Source organism: Streptomyces sp. NBC_00190, assembly GCF_036203305.1.
Lineage (GTDB): Bacteria > Actinomycetota > Actinomycetes > Streptomycetales > Streptomycetaceae > Streptomyces.
The window spans coordinates 6,299,882-6,319,160 of sequence record NZ_CP108131.1 but is presented as its reverse complement, the minus strand read 5'-3'; the positions used below and the strand labels follow the sequence as shown (position 1 = coordinate 6,319,160).

4 protein-coding genes are annotated in these 19,279 nt (G+C 75.0%); 3 read left to right on the top strand and 1 reads right to left on the bottom strand.

The features are described from left to right. Positions 1–5: 5 nt before the first annotated feature. On the bottom strand, positions 6–16,310 hold the full coding sequence (locus OG429_RS29930) for an SDR family NAD(P)-dependent oxidoreductase (protein ID WP_443051284.1): 16,305 nt from the start codon (positions 16,308–16,310) through the stop codon (positions 6–8). Positions 16,311–16,637: 327 nt separating this feature from the next. Here OG429_RS29930 and OG429_RS29925 point away from each other — a divergent pair, with 327 nt between their 5' ends. From OG429_RS29925 to OG429_RS29915, 3 genes are read left to right on the top strand one after another with little or no spacing between them, the layout of a single operon-like run. After that, complete coding sequence (locus OG429_RS29925) at positions 16,638–18,197, top strand: acyl-CoA carboxylase subunit beta (RefSeq protein WP_328928355.1); 1,560 nt, start codon at positions 16,638–16,640, stop codon at positions 18,195–18,197. Positions 18,198–18,231: 34 nt separating this feature from the next. Next, positions 18,232–18,432 carry an acyl-CoA carboxylase epsilon subunit gene (locus OG429_RS29920; RefSeq protein WP_328928354.1) on the top strand — a complete coding sequence of 67 codons (201 nt, stop codon included), beginning with the start codon at positions 18,232–18,234 and terminating at the stop codon, positions 18,430–18,432. A 37-nt stretch (positions 18,433–18,469) separates the two neighbouring features. Then, the gene (locus OG429_RS29915; protein ID WP_328928353.1) at positions 18,470–19,279 is read left to right on the top strand and encodes a thioesterase II family protein; all 810 of its coding nucleotides are present in this window, start codon (positions 18,470–18,472) and stop codon (positions 19,277–19,279) included.

Below are 19,279 nucleotides of genomic sequence, written 5' to 3'. Positions count from 1 at the left end.
CGGGGTCAGCTGAGTTCGCCGCCGGCCAGGGCGGCTCGTACGAGGTCGTCCACGTCCATCTCCTCGATGGCCGCGCCCTGGTCGGCCGACGGGGCGCTCGGCCCCGCCGGAGCGTCCTGTGCCTGCGCCAGGCCGAGCAGCGCGTCGAGGAGGCCGGATTCGCGCAGGCGCGCCGCCGGGATCGACAGCAGGGCCCGCCTGATGCCGTCCTCGTCCAGGGGCTCCGCGGCCGCCGCGGCCGCCGGCTCGGGCTCCAGTTCCTCCAGCAGGAACCCGGCCAGGGCCGCCGAGTTGGGGTAGTCGAACATCAGCGTGGCGGGCAGCCGCAGCCCGGTCGCCTTCTGGAGCCGGTTGCGCAGTTCGATCGCCCCGAGGGAGTCCAGTCCGAGCTCGGTGAAGCCCCGGTCGGCCGCGACACCCGAGGGGTCGCCGTGGCCGAGCACGGCTGCCGCGTGGCCCCGTACCAGCTCCTCCAGGTAGCGGACCCGCTCCGGTCCGCCCTCCAGTCCGGCCAGCTTGCCCCGCACCAGGGATCCGCCGGTGTCCCCGGAGCCGGCGGACGGAACCGCGGCGGCCTTGACGGCCTTGCGGGCGGGCGGACCGGCCAGGGCCCGCAGCAGGGCCGGGATCTCGTCGGCCCGCTCGCGCAGCGCGGCACGGTCGAGCCGGACGGGTGCGAGCAGGGCCTCGTCCCGGCCCAGCGCGGCGTCGAACAGGGCGAGTCCGTCGCCGAAGGACAGTTCCAGGACTCCGGAGCGGCCCATCCGGCGCAGGTCGGCCTCGGTGAGCTCCGGGCCCTCGCCGACGGTGCCTTCCCACAGGCCCCAGGCCAGCGAGGTGGCGGCGAGTCCGGCAGCGCGGCGGTCGGCGGCGAGCGCGTCGAGGAAGACGTTCGCCGCCGCGTAGGTGGCCTGCCCGGCGGACAGGATCTGGCCGCCGGCCGAGGAGTAGAGGACGAAGGCGGTCAGGCCCAGGTCCTTCGTCAGCTCGTGCAGGTGCCAGGCCGCGTCCACCTTGGGCCGCAGCACCTTGCTCACCTGCTCCTTGGTGACCGCGCCGACCAGGGCGTTGTCCATGACTCCGGCCGCGTGCACGACGCCGGTCAGCGGGTGCCCGGCGGGGATCTCGTCCAGCAGGGCCGCGAGCGCGTAGCGGTCGGCCGCGTCGACCGCGACGATCCGTACGGTGGCGCCCGACGCGGCGAGCTCCTGCTGGAGTTCGGCGGCTCCGGGGGCGTCCGTACCGCGGCGGCTGGTCAGTACGAGGTGGCGTACGCCGGCCTCGGCGACGAGGTGCCTGGCGAGCACCGCGCCCAGCAGGCCGGTGCCGCCGGTGATCAGCACGGTGCCGTCCGGGTCCCACGCCAGGGGCTGCGCACCACCGGAGGTGGCGGCGTAGCGGGGTACGAGGACCTCGCCGCGGCGGACGGCGATCTCGGTCTCCGCCGAGACGACGGCGGCGGGCAGGGCCCGTACCGATTCCGGCGCCTCGTCGAGGTCGACGACGGTGAAGCGGCCCGGGTTCTCGGCCTGCGCCGCGCGCAGCACGCCCCACAGCGGGGCCTGCACGCAGTCGACGCCGTCGCCGTCCCCGGCCACCACCGCGTTCCGGGTGACGAGCACCAGACGGGAGTCGGTGAACCGCTCGTCGGCCAGCCACTGCCCGAGCCCGTCGAGGAGCCGGCCCACGGACGTCCGGACCTGCTCGGGCACCCCGCCGGTCGTACCGAAGACATCGGAGACGTCCGGTGCGGTCAGCACGACCGTGCCCGGAACCCGCTGCTCCGCCGCGAGGTCGGTGAGCGAGGACACCGACCGGAAACCGGCGAGGCCGGATCCGACCACCACCCAGTCGTCCAGGGGGACCGTGGCCTGGGCCGACGCCGGGGCGCCGGACGGCTGGTGGGCCTGCCAGTCGACACGGAACAGCTGCGCGCCGCGGCTGTCGCCGTTGCCCACCAGCTGCTCGGCGGACACCTCGCGCACCACCAGGGACTCCACCGTGGCCACGGGCTCGCCGGTCGGTGCGGTGATCCGCAGGGCGACGGCGTCGGGGCCGGGCTTGGTCAGCCGCACGCGGAGGGCGGCGGCTCCGGTGGCGTGCAGGGTGACGCCGTTCCAGACGAAGGGCAGGGCCGCCCGGACCGGACCCTCGTGATCCGCGTCGAAGATCCGCTCCGCGTGCAGGGCCGCGTCGAGCAGGGCGGGGTGCAGGGCGAACGCGGCGGCGTCGGTGCGGGCGTGGTCGGGCAGCGCGATCTCGGCGAAGAGCTCGTCGCCGCGCCGCCAGGCCGTCGTGAGGCCCTGGAAGACCGGGCCGTACCCGTATCCGAGTCCGGCGAGGTCCTCGTACATCCCGCTCACGTGCACCGGCTCGGCGCCGGCCGGGGGCCACGTCTCCAGGTCTGCGGCGGGGACCGCCGGCTCCGGAGCGAGGACACCGCGGGCGTTGCGGGTCCACGCGGCGTCCGCGGCCAGGTTCTCGGCGCGCGAGTACACGGTGACGTCCCGGCGCCCGGTCCCGTCGGCCTCGCCCACGACGACCTGCACGGCGACTCCGGTGTTGCCGGGCAGCAGCAGCGGGGTCTCCTGGGTCAGCTCCTCCAGCTGGGCGCAGCCCGCCTCGTGCCCGGCGCGCAGGGCCATCTCCACGTACGCGGTGCCCGGCAGCAGGACGTTGCCGTGTACGGCGTGGTCGGCGAGCCAGGGATGCGTGGGGACGGAGATCCGGCCGGTGAGGACCGGGGCTCCGGTCTCGGGCGAGACCACGACCGCGCTGAGCAGGGGGTGCCCGGCGGGGAGCTGGCCCAGTCCGGCCGCGTCACCGACGGCGGCGGGGGCGTCGAGCCAGTAGCGGGTGCGTTGGAAGGCGTAGGTGGGCAGGTCGACGCGGCGGGCGCCGGTACCGGCGTGGAACGCCTCCCAGTCGACGGCCACGCCGTGGACGTGGAGCTGGGCCACGGCGGCGACCAGGGTCTCCGGCTCGGAGCGGTTCTTGCGCACGGCCGCGACGAGCACGGCGTCGTCCAGGCTCTGCGCGGCGAGGCCGGTCAGGATCCCGTCCGGGCCGATCTCCAGGAACCGGGTCACACCCTGCTGCTCCAGCGCAAGCACCGCGTCGGCGAAACGGACGGCCTCACGGACCTGCCCGACCCAGTACTCCGGCGACTGCCACGCCTCCGACAGCTCACCCGAAACCGTGGAGACGACCTGCACGCGAGGAGCGTTGAAGGTCAAGGCCTCGGCAACGGTCCGGAACTCGTCCAGCATCGGGTCCATCAGAGCCGAGTGGAACGCGTGCGACACCGACAGACGGCTGGTCTTGCGACCCGCCGCCGAGAAGTGCTCACCCACGGCCAGCACCCCGGCCTCGACACCCGAGACCACCACCGACTGCGGACCGTTCACCGCCGCGACACCGACACCATCGGACAGCAGCGGCAGCACCTCCGCCTCCGTGGCCTGCACGGCCAGCATCGCACCACCCGCAGGCAGCGCCTGCATCAGACGGCCACGCGCCACGACCAGCCGGGCCGCGTCGGCGAGCGACAGCACACCGGCGACATGCGCCGCCGCCAGCTCACCGATCGAATGACCGGCCACCACATCGGGCTTCACACCCCACGCCTCGACCAGCCGGAACAACGCCACCTCAAGCGCGAACAACGCCGGCTGGGTGATCGCGGTCGCGTTCAACGCCTCCGCGTCCCCACCCCACACCACCTCACGCAACGAGCACCCCAGATGCCCGTCGACCTCCGCACACACCGCGTCGAACGCCTCGGCGAACACCGGGAAGGACACGTACAACTCCCGCCCCATACCCAGCCACTGCGCACCCTGCCCCGTGAACAGGAACGCCGTCCGCCCGGCCGCCCGAGCGGATCCGCGGACGCCGTCCCCGGCGAGGAAGGCGTCGAGCTCGCGCAGTGCGCTCGGGGTGTCCGCGGCCAGGACCGCCCCGCGGTGTTCCAGCGCCGCACGGCCGGTGGCCAGGGTGTAGGCGACGTCGCCGAGGTGCAGGTCCGGATCGGCGAGCAGCCGGGCGCGCAGGGCCTGTGCCTGGCGGGCCGGGCCGTCCTCGTCCGAGCCAGACAGCAGCAGCGGCCACGCCGCGGGCGCGTCGGCCGTCGCGGGCACCGAAGGAGCGGGTGCCACGGCCGGCTCCGGTGCCTCCTCGACGATCAGGTGGGCGTTGGTGCCGCTCAGCCCGAACGAGGAGACGGTGGCGCGGCGCGGCCGGTCGGCCCGCCGGGGCCACGGCCTGGCCTCGGTGAGCAGCCGTACGTTCCCGGCCTCCCAGTCGACCTCGGGCGAGGGCTCGTCCACGTGGAGGGTCTTGGGCATCAGGCCGTTGCGGAGGGCCATGACGGACTTGATGACACCGCTGACGCCTGCCGCGGCCTGGGCGTGTCCGATGTTGGACTTGATGGATCCCAGCCACACCGGGTCCTCGGCGGGCCGCCCCCGGCCGTACGTCGCGAGCAGCGCCTGGGCCTCGATCGGGTCGCCCAGCCGGGTGCCCGTGCCGTGGCCCTCGACGAGGTCCACGTCGGAGGTGGTGAGGCCGCAGGTGGCGAGCGCGCGCTGGATGACCCGCTGCTGCGAGGGACCGTTGGGGGCGGTCAGGCCGTTGCTGGCGCCGTCCTGGTTGATCGCCGAGCCGCGGATCACGGCGAGGACGTCGTGACCCAGGCGCTGGGCGTCGGAGAGCCGCTCGACGAGCAGCAGGCCGACTCCCTCCGCCCAGCCCGTGCCGTCCGCGCCGCCCGCGAAGGCCTTGCAGCGGCCGTCGGCGGACAGTCCGCGCTGCTGGGCGAACTCGACGTAGATCTCGGGCGTCGACATCACCGTGACACCGCCGGCCAGGGCCATCCCGACCTCGCCGCGGCGCAGTGCCTGGCAGGCCATGTGGAGGGCGACGAGGGAGGAGGAGCAGGCCGTGTCCACGCTGACCGCCGGGCCCTCGAGGCCGAGGGTGTAGGCGACGCGGCCGGTGAGGATGGACGCCGCGGTGCCGTTGCCGAGGTAGCCGGCGACGTCGTCGGGGATGTGCTGGAGGCGCGAACCGTAGTCGTGGTACATGACGCCCGCGTAGACACCGGTCTGGCTGCCGCGCATGGTCGTGGGGTCGATGCCGGCGCGTTCGAACGCCTCCCAGGCCGCCTGGAGCAGGAGCCGCTGCTGCGGGTCCATGGCGATGGCCTCGCGGGGGCTGATCCCGAAGAACGCCGGGTCGAACTCGGCGGCGTCGTAGAGGAAGCCGCCTTCCCGGGCGTACGTCTTGCCGTGCAGGCCGGGTTCCGGGTCGTAGATGCCGTCGGTGTCCCAGCCGCGGTCGGCGGGGAAGCCGGCGATGGCGTCGCGGCCCTCGGCGACGAGGTCCCACAGGTCCTCGGCGGAGCGTACGCCGCCGGGGAAGCGGCAGCTGATGCCGACGATCGCGATGGGTTCGTCGTCCGACAGGCCCACCGGGGCGGTCTGCTCGGGGGCGGTTTCCGGTTCCGTGCCGCCGAGTTCCGTGTCGAGGTACTCGGCGACGGCGCGGGTGGTCGGGTAGTCGAAGACGAGCGTGACGGGAAGCCTGAGGCCCGTCGCGGAGTTGAGGGCGTTGCGCAGTTCGACGGCTGCCAGGGAGTCGAAGCCCAGTTCCTTGAAGGCACGGTCCGCTCCGACGGTGTCCGCGGACTCATGGCCGAGGACGGCGGCGACCTGCGTGGCGACCATGTCGAGGAGGGCCCGGCGGCGTTCGGCGGCGCCGAGGGCGGCCAGCCTGCGGGCGAGGCTGTCGCCGACGGGCGCGGCGTTCGCCGCGCTGCGGCGGGTCGTGGGCCGGCCGGCGGCCGCGGCGGCGCGCAGCAGCGGCGGGACGTCGGCGCCCCGGGCGTGCAGGGCTGCCGGGTCGACGACGAGGGGGGCGAGCAGGGCGCGGCGGGTGCGCAGGGCCTGGTCGAAGAGTTCGAGGCCGTGCGCGGCGGGCAGGGCGGGCAGGCCGAGCCGGTTCATCTTCTCGATGTCGGCGTCGGTGAGCTCGCCGCCGAGGCCGGTGTTGACCGCCCACAGGCCGTACGCGAGGGAGGTCGCGGGGAGTCCGGCCGCGCGCCGGTGCGCTGCCAGTGCGTCCAGGAAGACGTTGGCGGCCGCGTAGTTGCCCTGACCGGCGGGCAGGACGAGTCCGCCCGCCGAGGAGAACAGCACGAACGCCGTCAGCGGGAGGTCCTGGGTCAGTTCGTGCAGGTGCCAGGCGGCGTCCGCCTTGGGGCGCAGGACGGTGTCCAGGCGTTCCGGGGTAAGGGTGCCGATGAGGCCGGGGTCCACCACGCCCGCCGCGTGGACGACGCCGGTGAGCGGGTGCTCGTGGGGGATGCCGGCGAGGGTGCCGGCCAGTGCGGCGCGGTCGGCCGCGTCGCAGGCGGCGATCCGGACGTCCAGGGCTCCGGCCTCGATGAGGCGCTCGCGCAGACCGGCGGCGCCAGGGGCGTCCGGGCCGCGGCGGCTGGTGAGCAGCAGGTGGCGTACGCCGTGCCGGGTGACGAGGTGGTGGGCGATGCGCGCGCCCAGGCCTCCGGTGCCGCCCGTGACGAGGACGGTGCCGTCGCCGTTCCAGGGGGAGTCCGCCTCGGGTACGGGCGTCGGCACCAGTCGCGGGATGAGGAATCGGCCGTCGCGCAGGGCGAGTTCCGGCTCGCCGTGGGCCAGGGCCGCGGCCGCGATGCCCGGGAACTCCACCGGGTCGACGTCCGGGTCGGTGTCGAGCAGGACGATCCTGCCCGGGTTCTCGGCCTGGGCCGCCCGGACGATGCCCCACACGGGGGCCTGGGTCAGGTCGGGGGCGGTGTCGCCGGTGGTGGCGACCGCGCCGCGGGTGACGACGAGCAGGGTGGTGAACTCGAACCGCTCGTCCGTCAGCCAGGACTGCAGCAGGCCCAGCACGTACGAGGTGACCGTGCGCGTGGCTTCGAGCAGGGGCCTGCGCACCGGGGTGGGGCAGCAGGCCAGCACGACGGCCGACGGGTCGCCGAGGATGGCCAGCCCGTACTCGTCGAGCACGACGGTGGAGGAGGAGTGGGCGGGTTCGGCCGGCTCGGGGAGCGGGGTCCACTCGATGTGCCGCAGGGCGTCGGAGAGGGTGCCGTCCGCCGGCTCCAGCTGTTCGGCGGAGACGGGCCGGCAGATCAGCGAGCCCACGGTCATCACGGGGCGGCCGGTCTCGTCGGCGACGACCATCGCCGACTCCTCCGCGCCGCGGATGCGGCGTACGTACACGCGCAGGGCTGCGGCTCCGGTGGCGTGCAGGGCGACCCCGCTCCAGGCGAAGGGCAGGAGCGCTTCGGTGCCGCCCTCGCCCTGGTCGACCAGGACGTCCACGTGCATGGCGGTGTCCAGGAGGGCCGGGTGCAGGCCGTAGTCGCCGGCCTCGCCGCGCACCGTGTCGGGCAGGGCGACCTCGGCGAACAGTTCGTCGCCGCGCCGCCAGGCCGCCTTCAGGCCCTGGAAGGCGGGCCCGTAGCCGTATCCGCGCTCGCGCAGGCTCTCGTACGCCCCGGTCACGTCCACGGTGGTGGCGCCGGGCGGCGGCCACTGGGTGAGGTCCGCTTCGACCCGCGGGGGTTCGCCGGTGGCGAGGAAGCCGGTGGCGTGGCGGGTCCAGGCGCCCTCGGGGGCGCCGTCCAGGCGGGAGTGGATGTGCAGGGGACGGCGGCCGGTCGCGTCGGGGGCGCCCGCGGCGACGCGCAGGGCGGCGCCGCCGGTCGCGGGCAGGACGAGCGGGGCCTCCAGGGTCATTTCTTCCAGGAGGTCGCAGCCGACCTGGTCGCCGAGGCGTACGGCGAGTTCGACGAACCCGGTGCCCGGGAGCAGTACGGCTCCGTGCACACCGTGGTCGGCGACCCAGGGGTGTCCGGCGGCGGAGAGCCTGCCGGTCAGGACGACGGACCCCGACTCGGGCGACAGGACGGCCGCGCCGAGAACGGGGTGGTCGACGGCGTCGAGGCCGACCGAGCCGACGTCTCCGGCCCTGGCCGGTACATCGAGCCAGTAGCGCCCCCGCTGGAAGGCGTAGGTGGGCAGGTCGACGAGGGTACCGGGGCGGCGGGCCGGGCCGCCGAGCACGGCGGTCCAGTCGACGGCGCTGCCGCGCGCCCAGGCCGCGCCGATGCCGGTGAGCGTCTCGCGGGCCTCGTCACGGTCGCGGCGCAGCAGGGGGACGAAGGCGGTGTCCTCACGGGTGGCGGAGCCCGCGCCGAGTGCGGTGAGGACCGCGTCGGGGCCGATCTCGACGAAGGTACGGGCGCCCAGTTCCTCGGCGCGGCGGACCGCGTCGGCGAAGCGGACGGGCTCGCGTACCTGGCCGGCCCAGTACTCCGGTGACTGCCACTGCGTGGAGGTGTCGCCGGTGACGGTGGAGACGACGGTGACGCGCGGCTCGTGGAACGTCAACCGCTCGGCCACCGTGCGCAGTTCGTCGAGCATGGGTTCCATGAGCGCCGAGTGGAAGGCGTGCGAGACCGACAGCCGGCTGGTCTTGCGGCCCGCGGCGGCGAAGTGCTCGCCCACGGCGAGCACCGCGGCCTCGGTGCCCGAGACGACGACGGACCGCGGGCCGTTGACCGCCGCGATGCCCGCCTCGTCGGTGAACAGCGGCAGGACTTCCGCCTCGGTGGCCTGGAGGGCGACCATAGCGCCGCCGACGGGCAGGGCCTGCATCAGTCGGCCGCGTGCGACGACGAGCCGGGCCGCGTCGGCCAGCGACAGCACCCCCGCGACGTGAGCGGCGGCGAGCTCGCCGATCGAGTGACCGGCGACCACGTCGGGCGTGAGGCCCCAGGCCTCCACGAGCCGGAACAGGGCGACTTCGAGGGCGAACAGGGCGGGCTGGGCGATGGCGGTCGCGTTCAGCGCCTCCGCGTCCTCACCCCACACCACCTCGCGCAGCGACCGGCCCAGGTGCGGGTCGGTCTCCGCGCACACCGCGTCGAAGGCCTCGGCGAACACGGGGAAGGACGCGTACAGTTCGCGGCCCATCCCCAGCCGCTGGGCGCCCTGCCCCGTGAAGAGGAAGGCCGTCTTGCCGTCCTGGGCCACGGCGGCGCCCGCGAGCAGCTCCAGCGAGCGGGAGAGCTCGGCGCGGTCGGCGCCGAGGGCCACGGCGCGGTGCTCCAGGGCCGCGCGTCCGGTGGCCAGTACGTCGGCGGCGGGGGCGAGTTCCTCGTCGGAGAGTTCCGCGAGGCGCTCGCGCAGGCGGTCGGCCTGGGCCCGCAGGGCCTCGGGGGTGGCGCCGGAGACCACCCAGGGAAGGGCGGGGAGCTCGGCGCCCGGCCCGGTCCCGGCCGCGGCGGCCGTCGCGACCCGCGCCTGCTGCTCGGGCGCCTGCTCGATGATCACGTGGGCGTTGGTGCCGCTGATCCCGAAGGAGGACACACCGGCCCTGCGCACCCCGCCGGACGCCACCCATGCGCGGGCCTCGGTGAGCAGTTCCACCTCACCGGCCGACCAGTCCACCTGGTCGGACGCCGTCTCGGCGTACAGGGTCCGCGGCAGCAGGCCGTGGTCCATCGCCTTGACCATCTTGATGATGCCCGCGACACCTGCGGCGGCCTGCGTGTGCCCCATGTTCGACTTGATGGAACCGAGCCACAGCGGCCGCCCCTCGGGGCGTTCCTGGCCGTACGTCTCCAGCAGGGCCTGCGCCTCGATCGGGTCGCCCAGCCGGGTACCCGTGCCGTGCGCCTCGACCACGTCGACCTCGGCCGCCGTCAGTCCGGCGTCCGCCAGTGCCTGGCGGATCACCCGCTGCTGCGCGGGGCCGTTCGGGGCGGTCAGGCCGTTGGAGGCGCCGTCCTGGTTGAGTGCCGAGCCGCGCACGACGGCCAGCACCCGGTGTCCGTTGCGCGTGGCGTCCGAGAGCCGTTCCAGGAGCAGGACGCCCGCGCCCTCGCCCCATCCCGTACCGTCCGCGCCCTCTCCGAAGGACTTGCAGCGGCCGTCGGCGGCGAGACCGCGCTGGCGGCTCATGTCGAGGAAGGTGTCCGGGGTGGACATGATCGTGACACCGCCGGCGAGGGCCAGCGAGCACTCGCCCGAGCGCAGCGAGCGCGCGGCCATGTGCAGGGCGACCAGCGAGGAGGAGCAGGCCGTGTCCACGCTGACCGCCGGGCCTTCGAGGCCCAGGGCGTAGGAGACCCGCCCGGAGACCACGCTCGCCAGGCTGCCGTTGCCGTGGTAGCCGGCCACGTCCTCGGGGAGCGGGCCGAGCCGCAGCCCCCAGTCGTGGTACATCACGCCGGCGAACACGCCGGTGCTGCTGCCCTTGACGGACCGGGGGTCGATCCCGGCGCGTTCGAAGGTCTCCCAGGCGACCTCCAGCAGCAGCCGCTGCTGCGGGTCCATGGCCTGCGCCTCACGCGGGCTGATCCCGAAGAACGCCGGGTCGAACTGGGCGGCGTCGTAGAGGAATCCGCCCTCGGTGGAGTACGTCTTGCCGGGCTTGCCGATCTCCGGGTCGTAGAGGTCGTCCGCCCAGCCCCGGTCGGTGGGGAAGGGGCCGATGGCGTCCGCGCCGTCCGCGACCAGCTGCCACAGCTCCTCGGGCGAGGTCACCCCGCCCGGGTAGCGGCAGGCCATGCCGACGATCACGATCGGGTCGGCGTCGGTGGCGGCCTGCCCGCCGGGCGCGGCCGGGGCGGGGGCCGCGGAGGGGGCGGCCGCGCCGACGAGCTTGGTGACGAGGTGCTCGGCCAGGGCTGTCGCGGTGGGGTAGTCGAAGGTCAGGGTGGCGCTGAGCCGCAGGCCGGTGGCCGCGCCGAGGCGGTTGCGCAGCTCCACCGCGGCCAGCGAGTCGAAGCCGGTCTCGGTGAACGCCCGGGTCGCGGTGACCTCTTCGGCGCTCTGGTAGCCGAGTACGGCCGCGGCCTCGGTACGGACCAGCCGCAGCACCGTGGCGAGGCGGTCGGCCGCCCCGATTTCCGCGAGCCGCGCGCCGAGCGGCACCTGGGCGTTCGGTACGGAGGCGGCGGACGCCCCGGCCGCCGGACGGCGGACGGCGCTGCGCACGAGGGCCCGCAGCAGGGTGGGCGTGCCGTCGGAACGGCCGCGTACGGCACGGTGGTTCACGCGTACGGGGACCACCGCCGGCTCGTGGCCGGCCAGGGCCTTGTCCAGCTGGGCGAGGTTCTCCTCGAAGGACAGCGAGTCGAGGCCGAGGCGCTCGATGCGGGTGAGGGCGGCCGCGTCGAGGGTCGCGCCCATGCCGCCGCCGCCGGCCCACAGGCCCCAGGCGAGGGAGGTGACGACCTGGCCGGCCGCCGCGCGGCGGGCGGCCAGCGCGTCGAGGAAGAGGTTGGCGGCGGCGTAGTTGCCCTGGCCCGCGCCGTCGAGGACGGTCGACGCGGACGAGAAGAGGACGAAGGCGGTGAGGCCGAGGTCCGCGGTCAGCTCGTGGAGGTTCCAGGCCGCGTCCACCTTGGGCCGCATCACGGTGTCGAGCCGCTGCGCGGTGAGGGAGCCGGTCAGGCCGTCGTCGATGACGCCGGCCGCGTGCACCACGGCGCGCAGCGGGTGCGCGGCCGGGATCGCGGCGAGCAGCACGGCCAGGGCGTCCCGGTCGGCGACGTCGGTGGCGGTGACGGTGGCCTCGGCGCCCAGGGCGGCGAGGTCGGCGACGAGTTCGCGCGCTCCGGGGGCGTCCGGGCCGCGCCTGCTGGTGAGCAGGAGGTGGCGGACGCCGTGCCGCCGCACCAGGTGGCGGGCGAGTTCGGCGCCGACGCCGCCGGTGCCGCCGGTGATCAGTACGGTGCCGGTTTCGTCCCAGGGGGCCGGGCGCTCCTCGGCGGGAGCGGGTACGGCGGCCAGCCTCGGCACGTACGACCCGGCTCCCCGCAGGGCCAGTTCGGGTTCGGTGCCGGCGAGCGCGCGGCCGAGCGAGGCGAGTCCGGCCTCGTCGGTGTCGACGAGGGTGAAGCGGCCGGGGTTCTCCGCCTCGGCCGACCGTACGAGACCCCAGACGGGTGCCTGCGCGAGGTCGACGTCGGTGCCGGGTACGGCCGCGCCGTCGCGGGTGACGACGACCAGGCGGGACTCGGCGTAGCGGTCGTTCTCCAGCCAGGTCCGCAGGGCGGCCAGCGCGTCGGCGGCCACCGTGCGGACGGCGGCGGGCAGGTCGCCGTCCGGGGTGGGGAGGGTGCGGTGGACGACGACGGGCGGCACCGGGCCGTCCGCCAGATCGGCGAGATCCGCGAACTCGGCGAACCCGACCGCGGTGGCGGGCAGTTCGAGGGGGTTCCACTGCACGCGCAGCAGCGGGTCGGGCCGGTCCCCGGCGAGCTGCGCCCCGGTGACGGCGCGCAGCAGCAGCGAGTCGACCCGGGCGACGGGGGAGCCGTCGGCGGCGGCGACGGTGACCGCGAGCTCCTCGCTCCCGCGCGCGGTGATCCGTACGCGCACGGCGGAGGCGCCGGACGTGTACAGCGTGACCCCGTTCCAGGAGAAGGGGATCCAGGTGCCCTCGGGCCGGCTGCCGCGGGCCGCCAGGGTGTGGTCGGCGGGGTGCAGCGCGGCGTCCAGCAGGGCGGGGTGCAGTCCGTAGGCCGCGGCGTCCGCGCGCGCCGGCTGCGGGGGCTCGACCTCGGCGAAGACCTCGCCGTCGCGGAGCCAGGCGGCCTGGACGCCGTGGAAGGCGGGCCCGTAGCCGTAGCCCTCGTCCGCCATGTCGCCGTACAGGGTGCTGACGTCCAGCGGGACGGCGCCGGCCGGGGGCCAGGGGCCGGAGAGGGCGGCGGCGTCCGCTTCCGGGGCGGCGGGCGCGAGGACGCCGGTGGCGTGGCGCACCCAGCCGTCCTCGGCCTCGTCGGCGCTGTCGGCGCCGTCGGGGCGCGAGTAGCACTCGACGGCGCGGCGGCCGGCCTCGTCGGGGGCGGCGACGACCACCTGGAGCGCCACTCCGCCCGATTCGGGCAGGACCAGCGGGGACTGGAGCGTCAGCTCCTCGACCAACGCGCAGCCGGTCTCCGCTCCGGCCCGCAGGGCGAGTTCCACGAAGGCGGTGCCGGGCAGCAGGGTGACCCCGGCGATGGTGTGGTCGGCGATCCACGGGTGGGTACGCAGCGACAGCCGGCCGGTCAGGACGGTGCCGCCGGCGCCCGCGAGGTCGACGACGGATCCCAGCAGCGGGTGCTGGGCGGCGAGCTGGCCCAGCCCCGAGGGGTCACCGCCGGCCCGCTCGGGGGCGAGCCAGTAGCGCCGCGTGCGGAAGGCGTAGGTGGGCAGGTCGACGCGGCGGGTGTCGCGTCCCGCGTACACGGCGGCCCAGTCGAGCAGGGCGCCGCGGGTGTGGGCGAGGGCGGCGGCGCCGAGCGCCTCGCGGACCTCGTCCTTGCCGGCGCGCAGCATGGGCGCGAAGACCGTGTCGGCCTCGCGCTCCTCGGGCAGGCAGTGCTGGCCCAGCGCGCTGAGGACCGCGTCGGGGCCGAGCTCCAGGAAGGTGCGTACGCCGCCCTGCCCGGAGAGCCAGTCCACGGCGTCGGCGAACCGGACGGCCTCGCGGACGTGGCCGGTCCAGTAGTCGGGCGAGCGCAGTTCCTCGGAGGTGGCGAGCCGTCCGGTGACGGTGGAGACGATCGGGATGCGCGGCGCGGCGTAGGTGAGGATGCCCGCGACCCGCCGGAACTCTTCCAGCATCGGCTCCATGAGCGGCGAGTGGAAGGCGTGGCTGACCTGGAGCCGCTTGGTCTTGCGCCCCTGGTCGGCGAACCGGTCGGCGAGCGCCCGTACGGCGCTCTCCTCGCCCGAGAGGACCACGGAGTCGGGGCCGTTGACGGCGGCGACGGCGACCTGCTCGCCGAGGTACGGGAGGACCTCCTCCTCGGCGGCCTGTACGGCGACCATGGCTCCGCCCGGGGGCAGCTCCTGCATCAGGCGGCCGCGGGCGGCGACGAGGGTGGCCGCGTCCTCCAGGTTGAGGACGCCCGCGGCGTGGGCGGCCGCGATCTCGCCGATCGAGTGGCCGGCGAGGAAGTCGGGGCGCACGCCCCAGGACTCGACGAGCCGGAAAAGGGCGGTCTCGACGGCGAACAGGGCGGTCTGGGCGTAGCGGGTCTCGTCGAGGAGGGCCGCGGCCTCGGAGCCGGGCTCGGCGAAGAGGACGTCCCACAGGGAGGTGTCGAGCTGGAGGTCGAGCCAGCCGATCGCGTCGGCGAGGGCGTCCGCGAACACGGGGTGGGTGTCGTACAGCTGCCGTCCCATGGCCAGGCGCTGGCTGCCCTGGCCGGTGAAGAGGAAGGCGAGGCGCCCGGCGGGGAGGGCCCCGGTGCGGGTTCCCGGGGTGCTCTGTCCGTCGGCGAGGGCGCGCAGCCCCTCCAGGAGTTCCTCCCGGTCGGCGGCCAGGACGGTGGCGCGGTGTTCGAGGGCGGCCCGGCCGGTGCCGAGCGAGTGCCCGACGTCGCCGGGGGTGAGCTCGGGCCGTTCGGCCAGGTACTGGGCGAGCCGCGCGGCCTGCGCGCGCAGGCCCTCGTCGGAGCGGCCTGCGACCGGTACGAGGGCGGGTACGGCGCCGGGCGTGAGGGCGTCGGCGCCGGTACCGGCGGGCGCGGGGGTGTCCGCCAGCGGCTCGCGGGGCGGCTCCTCCACGATGATGTGCGCGTTGGTGCCGCTGATGCCGAAGCCGGAGACGCCCGCCCGGCGCGGCCGGTCCTCGTCCGTCGGCCACGGCACGGGCTCGGTGAGCAGCCGTACGGTCCCGGCCGACCAGTCGACGTTCCCGCTGGGGGCGTCGACGTGCAGGGTCTGCGGGAGCACTCCGTGCCGCATCGCCATGATCATCTTCATCAGTCCGGCGACGCCGGCCGCGGCCTGGGTGTGCCCCAGGTTGGACTTGACCGAACCGAGCCACAGCGGCCGGTCCTCGGGGCGGTCCTTGCCGTAGGTGGCGATCAGCGCCCGGGCCTCGATCGGGTCGCCCAGCGTGGTGCCGGTGCCGTGCGCCTCGACCGCGTCGACCTCGTCGCCGGACAGCCCGGCGTCGGCGAGGGCCTGCAGGATGACGCGCTGCTGCGCCGTGCCGCTGGGGGCGGTGAGGCCGTTGCTGGCGCCGTCCTGGTTGACGGCCGATCCGCGGATGACGGCGAGCACCTGGTGTCCGTTGCGGCGGGCGTCGTCGAGGCGTTCCACGACGAGCAGGCCGACGCCCTCGGCGAAGGAGGTTCCGTCGGCGCCCGCGGCGAAGGCCTTGATCTGCCCGTCGGGGGCGAGCCCGCGCTGCCTGCTGAACTCGGTGAACAGGCCGGGCGTGCTCAGTACGGTGACACCGCCGGCCAGAGCCATGGAGCACTCGCCGCGGCGCAGCGACTGCACGGCCAGGTGCAGCGAGACCAGCGATCCCGAGCACGCCGTGTCGACGGTGAGCGCCGGGCCCTCCAGGCCCAGCGCGTAGGCGACGCGCCCCGAGGTGACGCTGAGCGCGCCGCCGGTGACGAGGTAGCCGGTCAGGCTCTCGGGGGCGTCCTGCACCCGCGGCCCGTACTCGGAGGGGCCAGCGCCGATGAAGACGCCGGTGCGGGTGCCGCGCAGCGAGGTCGGGTCGATGCCGGTCCGCTCCAGCGCCTCCCAGGCGGTCTCCAGCAGCAGCCGCTGCTGCGGGTCCATGGCCAACGCCTCGCGCGGGCTGATGCCGAAGAACTCGGCGTCGAACTCGGCGGCGTCGTGCAGGAACCCGCCGGTGCGGGTGTAGCAGGTGCCGGGTGTGGCCGGGTCGTCGTCGAACAGCGCGTCGAGGTCCCAGCCGCGGTTGTCGGGGAAGGGGCCGACGGCGGTGCCGCCCCGGGCGACCAGGTCCCACAGCTCCTCGGCCGAGCGGACTCCGCCGGGGAAGCGGCCGCCGATGCCGACGACGGCGATGGGCTCGCCGTCGAAGACCTCGGGGGCGGCCGCGGCCGGGGCGGGGTGCGCGGCCACCGGCTCGGCGGGTCCGCCCAGGAGTTCCGTACGGACGTACGCGGCCAGCAGCTCGGGGCTGGGGTGGTCGAACGCGGCGGTCACCGGCAGGCCCAGCCCGGTCGCGGCGTTGATCCGGGCGTGCAGGTCGACCAGGGCGATCGAGTCCAGGCCCAGTTCCTTGAAGGAGGTTCCGGTCGCGACCACCGGTTCGGTGTCGGGACGGGCCTTGCGGAGGATGTCGGCGGCCTGCGCACAGACCAGGTCGAGGAGAAGCCTGGACTGCTCGCTCCCGGGAAGTCCGGTCAGCCGGGCGGCCAGTTGGGCCCCCGGGCGGACCTCCGCGCCGGACAAGTCATCAGCGACAGGATCGAAGCCCGCGGACATCTGCACGCTCCCAGCTCGGTATCGATTGCCCCGGGTCAGTTCCGGCCACGGGGTGATCGCACGCTAGGTCGGCCCCGAAGGGGCGCGACACCCCTATCCCCCCAGGTGTTGACCCTGCCCGGCGCCCGCCCGGACCCCGCGCCGGACGCCGCGCGCCCGCCCCGCCCGTGGCGACGTGCCTGCTGGGCGGGGGTGCGGGCGGGTCACCGAGCGGTCAGGGGGGTGGTCGGTGTTCTCCGCGCCCGCCCCGGCCACCTTCAATGACACGCACTGCCCAGTGCGGCTCCGCTTCAGGCGGGCCCCGACGGCCGAAGAGACGGGTGGAGCATGTCAGTTGCCGATGTCAGTGTCCGAGTGGCCGAACTAGGAGCGATCAAGGAGTCCGTAGAGCTGGGGCCGTCCGCGAGCGCCTCCGAGGCGCAGCACGCCCGCGGCAAGCTGACCGTGCGCGAGCGGCTGGACCTGCTGTTCGATCCGGGTACGTTCCGCGAGATCGAGCAGCTGCGCCGGCACCGGGCCACGGGCTTCGGCCTGGAGGACCGCAGGCCGCACACCGACGGCGTGGTGACCGGCTGGGGCAAGGTCGACGGCCGGCGGGTGTTCGTGTACGCGCACGACTTCCGGATCTTCGGCGGCTCGCTCGGCGAGGCGCACGCGCAGAAGATCCACAAGGTGATGGACCTCGCGGTGGCGGCGGGCGCCCCGCTGGTGTCGCTCAGCGACGGCGCGGGGGCCCGTATCCAGGAGGGCGTCACCGCGCTCGCCGGGTACGGGGGCATCTTCCGCCGCAACGTGGCCGCGTCCGGGGTGATCCCGCAGATCAGCGTGATGCTCGGGCCGTGCGCCGGCGGGGCGACGTACTCCCCCGCCCTGACGGACTACGTGTTCATGGTGCGCGACATCGCGCAGATGTACATCACCGGCCCGGACGTGGTGCAGGCGGTGACCGGGGAGAAGATCAGCCACAACGACCTCGGCGGAGCCCAGGTCCACTCCTCGGTCTCCGGCGCGAGCGCGTTCCTGTACGACACGGAGGAGGAGTGCCTCGAAGAGGTACGGCACCTGCTGTCGCTGCTGCCGTCCAACAACCGTGAGCTGCCCCCCTTCGTGCCCGCCACCGACCCGGCCGACCGCCCGGGCGAGGCGCTGTCGGAGCTGGTGCCGGCCGACCCGAACCGCTCGTACGACATGCGCGCCGTGATCGAGGAGATCGTCGACGACGGCGATCTGTTCGAGGTCCACGCCAACTGGGCGACCAACATCATCTGTGGTCTGGCCCGGCTGGACGGGCACGTGGTGGGGATCGTCGCCAACCAGCCCGCCTCGCTCGCCGGGGTGCTGGACATCCATGCCGCGGAGAAGGCGGCCCGGTTCGTGCAGACCTGCGACGCGTTCAGCGTCCCGCTGGTGACCCTGGTGGACGTGCCGGGCTTCCTGCCGGGCAGCGACCAGGAGCACAGCGGAGTCATCCGGCACGGCGCGAAGCTGCTGTACGCGTACTGCGCGGCCACGGTGCCCCGGGTGCAGGTGATCCTGCGCAAGGCGTACGGCGGCGCGTACATCGTCATGGACTCCCGCTCGATCGGCGCGGACCTGTCGTTCGCGTGGCCCACGAACGAGATCGCGGTGATGGGCGCGGAGGGCGCCGCCAATGTCGTCTTCCGCCGGGAGATCGCCGCCGCGGACGACCCCGAGGCGGCGCGCGCACAGCGCGTCAAGCAGTACCGCCAGGAACTCATGCACCCCTACTACGCCGCCGAGCGGGGCCTCGTCGACGACGTCATCGACCCGGCCACGACCCGGCAGGTGCTGGTGGACGCGCTGGACGCGCTGCGTGCCAAGCACGTGCCGCTGCCCGAGCGCAAGCACGGCAACCCGCCGTTCTGACCGACACACCCCCCATGACTGAGGAGCACGCCCGATGAGCGAGCGGGCCGAACCACACATGACGATCGTGCGCGGCGCCCCGGACAGTACGGAACTCGCCGCCGTCCTCCTCGTCCTGCTCTCCGCCGCCCGGCGGCGGGGCGGGGCCGGGGAGGAGGCCGCGGCCCGGCCCCGGGCAGCCGACTGGGGCCCCGCGCGCGGCTGGCGCCCGCCGGGCACCTGGACCGCCCCGTGAGCGGGCCCGGTCCCCACCGAAAGGACACCCACCGAGGATGAACCACATCACGACAACCGCGACGCCCCCGACAACCGCGACGCCCCCGACGACCGCCACGCCCGCGACCCCGGCCGCGCCCAGCGCCTGGCTGCGCCGCTTCCACCCGGCCGGGGAGGCTCCCGTACGGCTGTTCTGCTTCCCGCACGCGGGCGGCTCGGCCAGCTACTACTTCCCCGTGTCCCGGGCCCTGTCCCCGCGGGCCGACGTGGTGGCCGTGCAGTACCCGGGACGCCAGGACCGCCGCCACGAACGGTGCGTGGACGACGTACGCGAGCTCGCGGACCAGGTGTTCGCGCAGCTGCTGCCGTGGTGCGACCGGCCGGTCGCGCTGTTCGGGCACAGCCTGGGCGCGACGCTGGGCTTCGAGGTCGCGCTGCGACTGGAGGCGGCCGGCGTCCGGCCCGCTGCCCTGTTCGCCTCGGGGCGGCGGGCCCCCTCGCACCACCGCGAGAACGAGCGGGTCCACCTCGCCCCCGACAACCAGCTGCTGGCCACGATCAAGCGGATGAGCGGGACGGACCCGGCGGTCCTGGCCGACGACGAGCTGCTGCGATCGGTGCTCCCGGCGATCCGCGGCGACTACAAGGCCGCGGAGACCTACCGCTACCACCCGGGCCCCGCCCTGACCTGCCCGGTCGTGGTCCTCAACGGGGAGAGCGACCCCGAGGTGACCCCCGAGGAGGCCCAGGGCTGGTCGGGCCACACCGACGGCCCGACGTCCTTCCACTGGTTCACCGGCGGCCACTTCTACCTCAACCAGCACGCCCCCCAGGTGATCGACCTGGTCCGGCAGCAGCTGGCGTAG

Bases quoted from the DNA above. Each gene is read 5' to 3' on its own strand.
- OG429_RS29930 (WP_443051284.1), bottom strand. From the start codon at position 16,310: ATGTCCGCGGGCTTCGATCCTGTCGCTGATGACTTGTCCGGCGCGGAG.
- OG429_RS29925 (WP_328928355.1), top strand. From the start codon at position 16,638: ATGTCAGTTGCCGATGTCAGTGTCCGAGTGGCCGAACTAGGAGCGATC.
- OG429_RS29920 (WP_328928354.1), top strand. From the start codon at position 18,232: ATGAGCGAGCGGGCCGAACCACACATGACGATCGTGCGCGGCGCCCCG.
- OG429_RS29915 (WP_328928353.1), top strand. From the start codon at position 18,470: ATGAACCACATCACGACAACCGCGACGCCCCCGACAACCGCGACGCCC.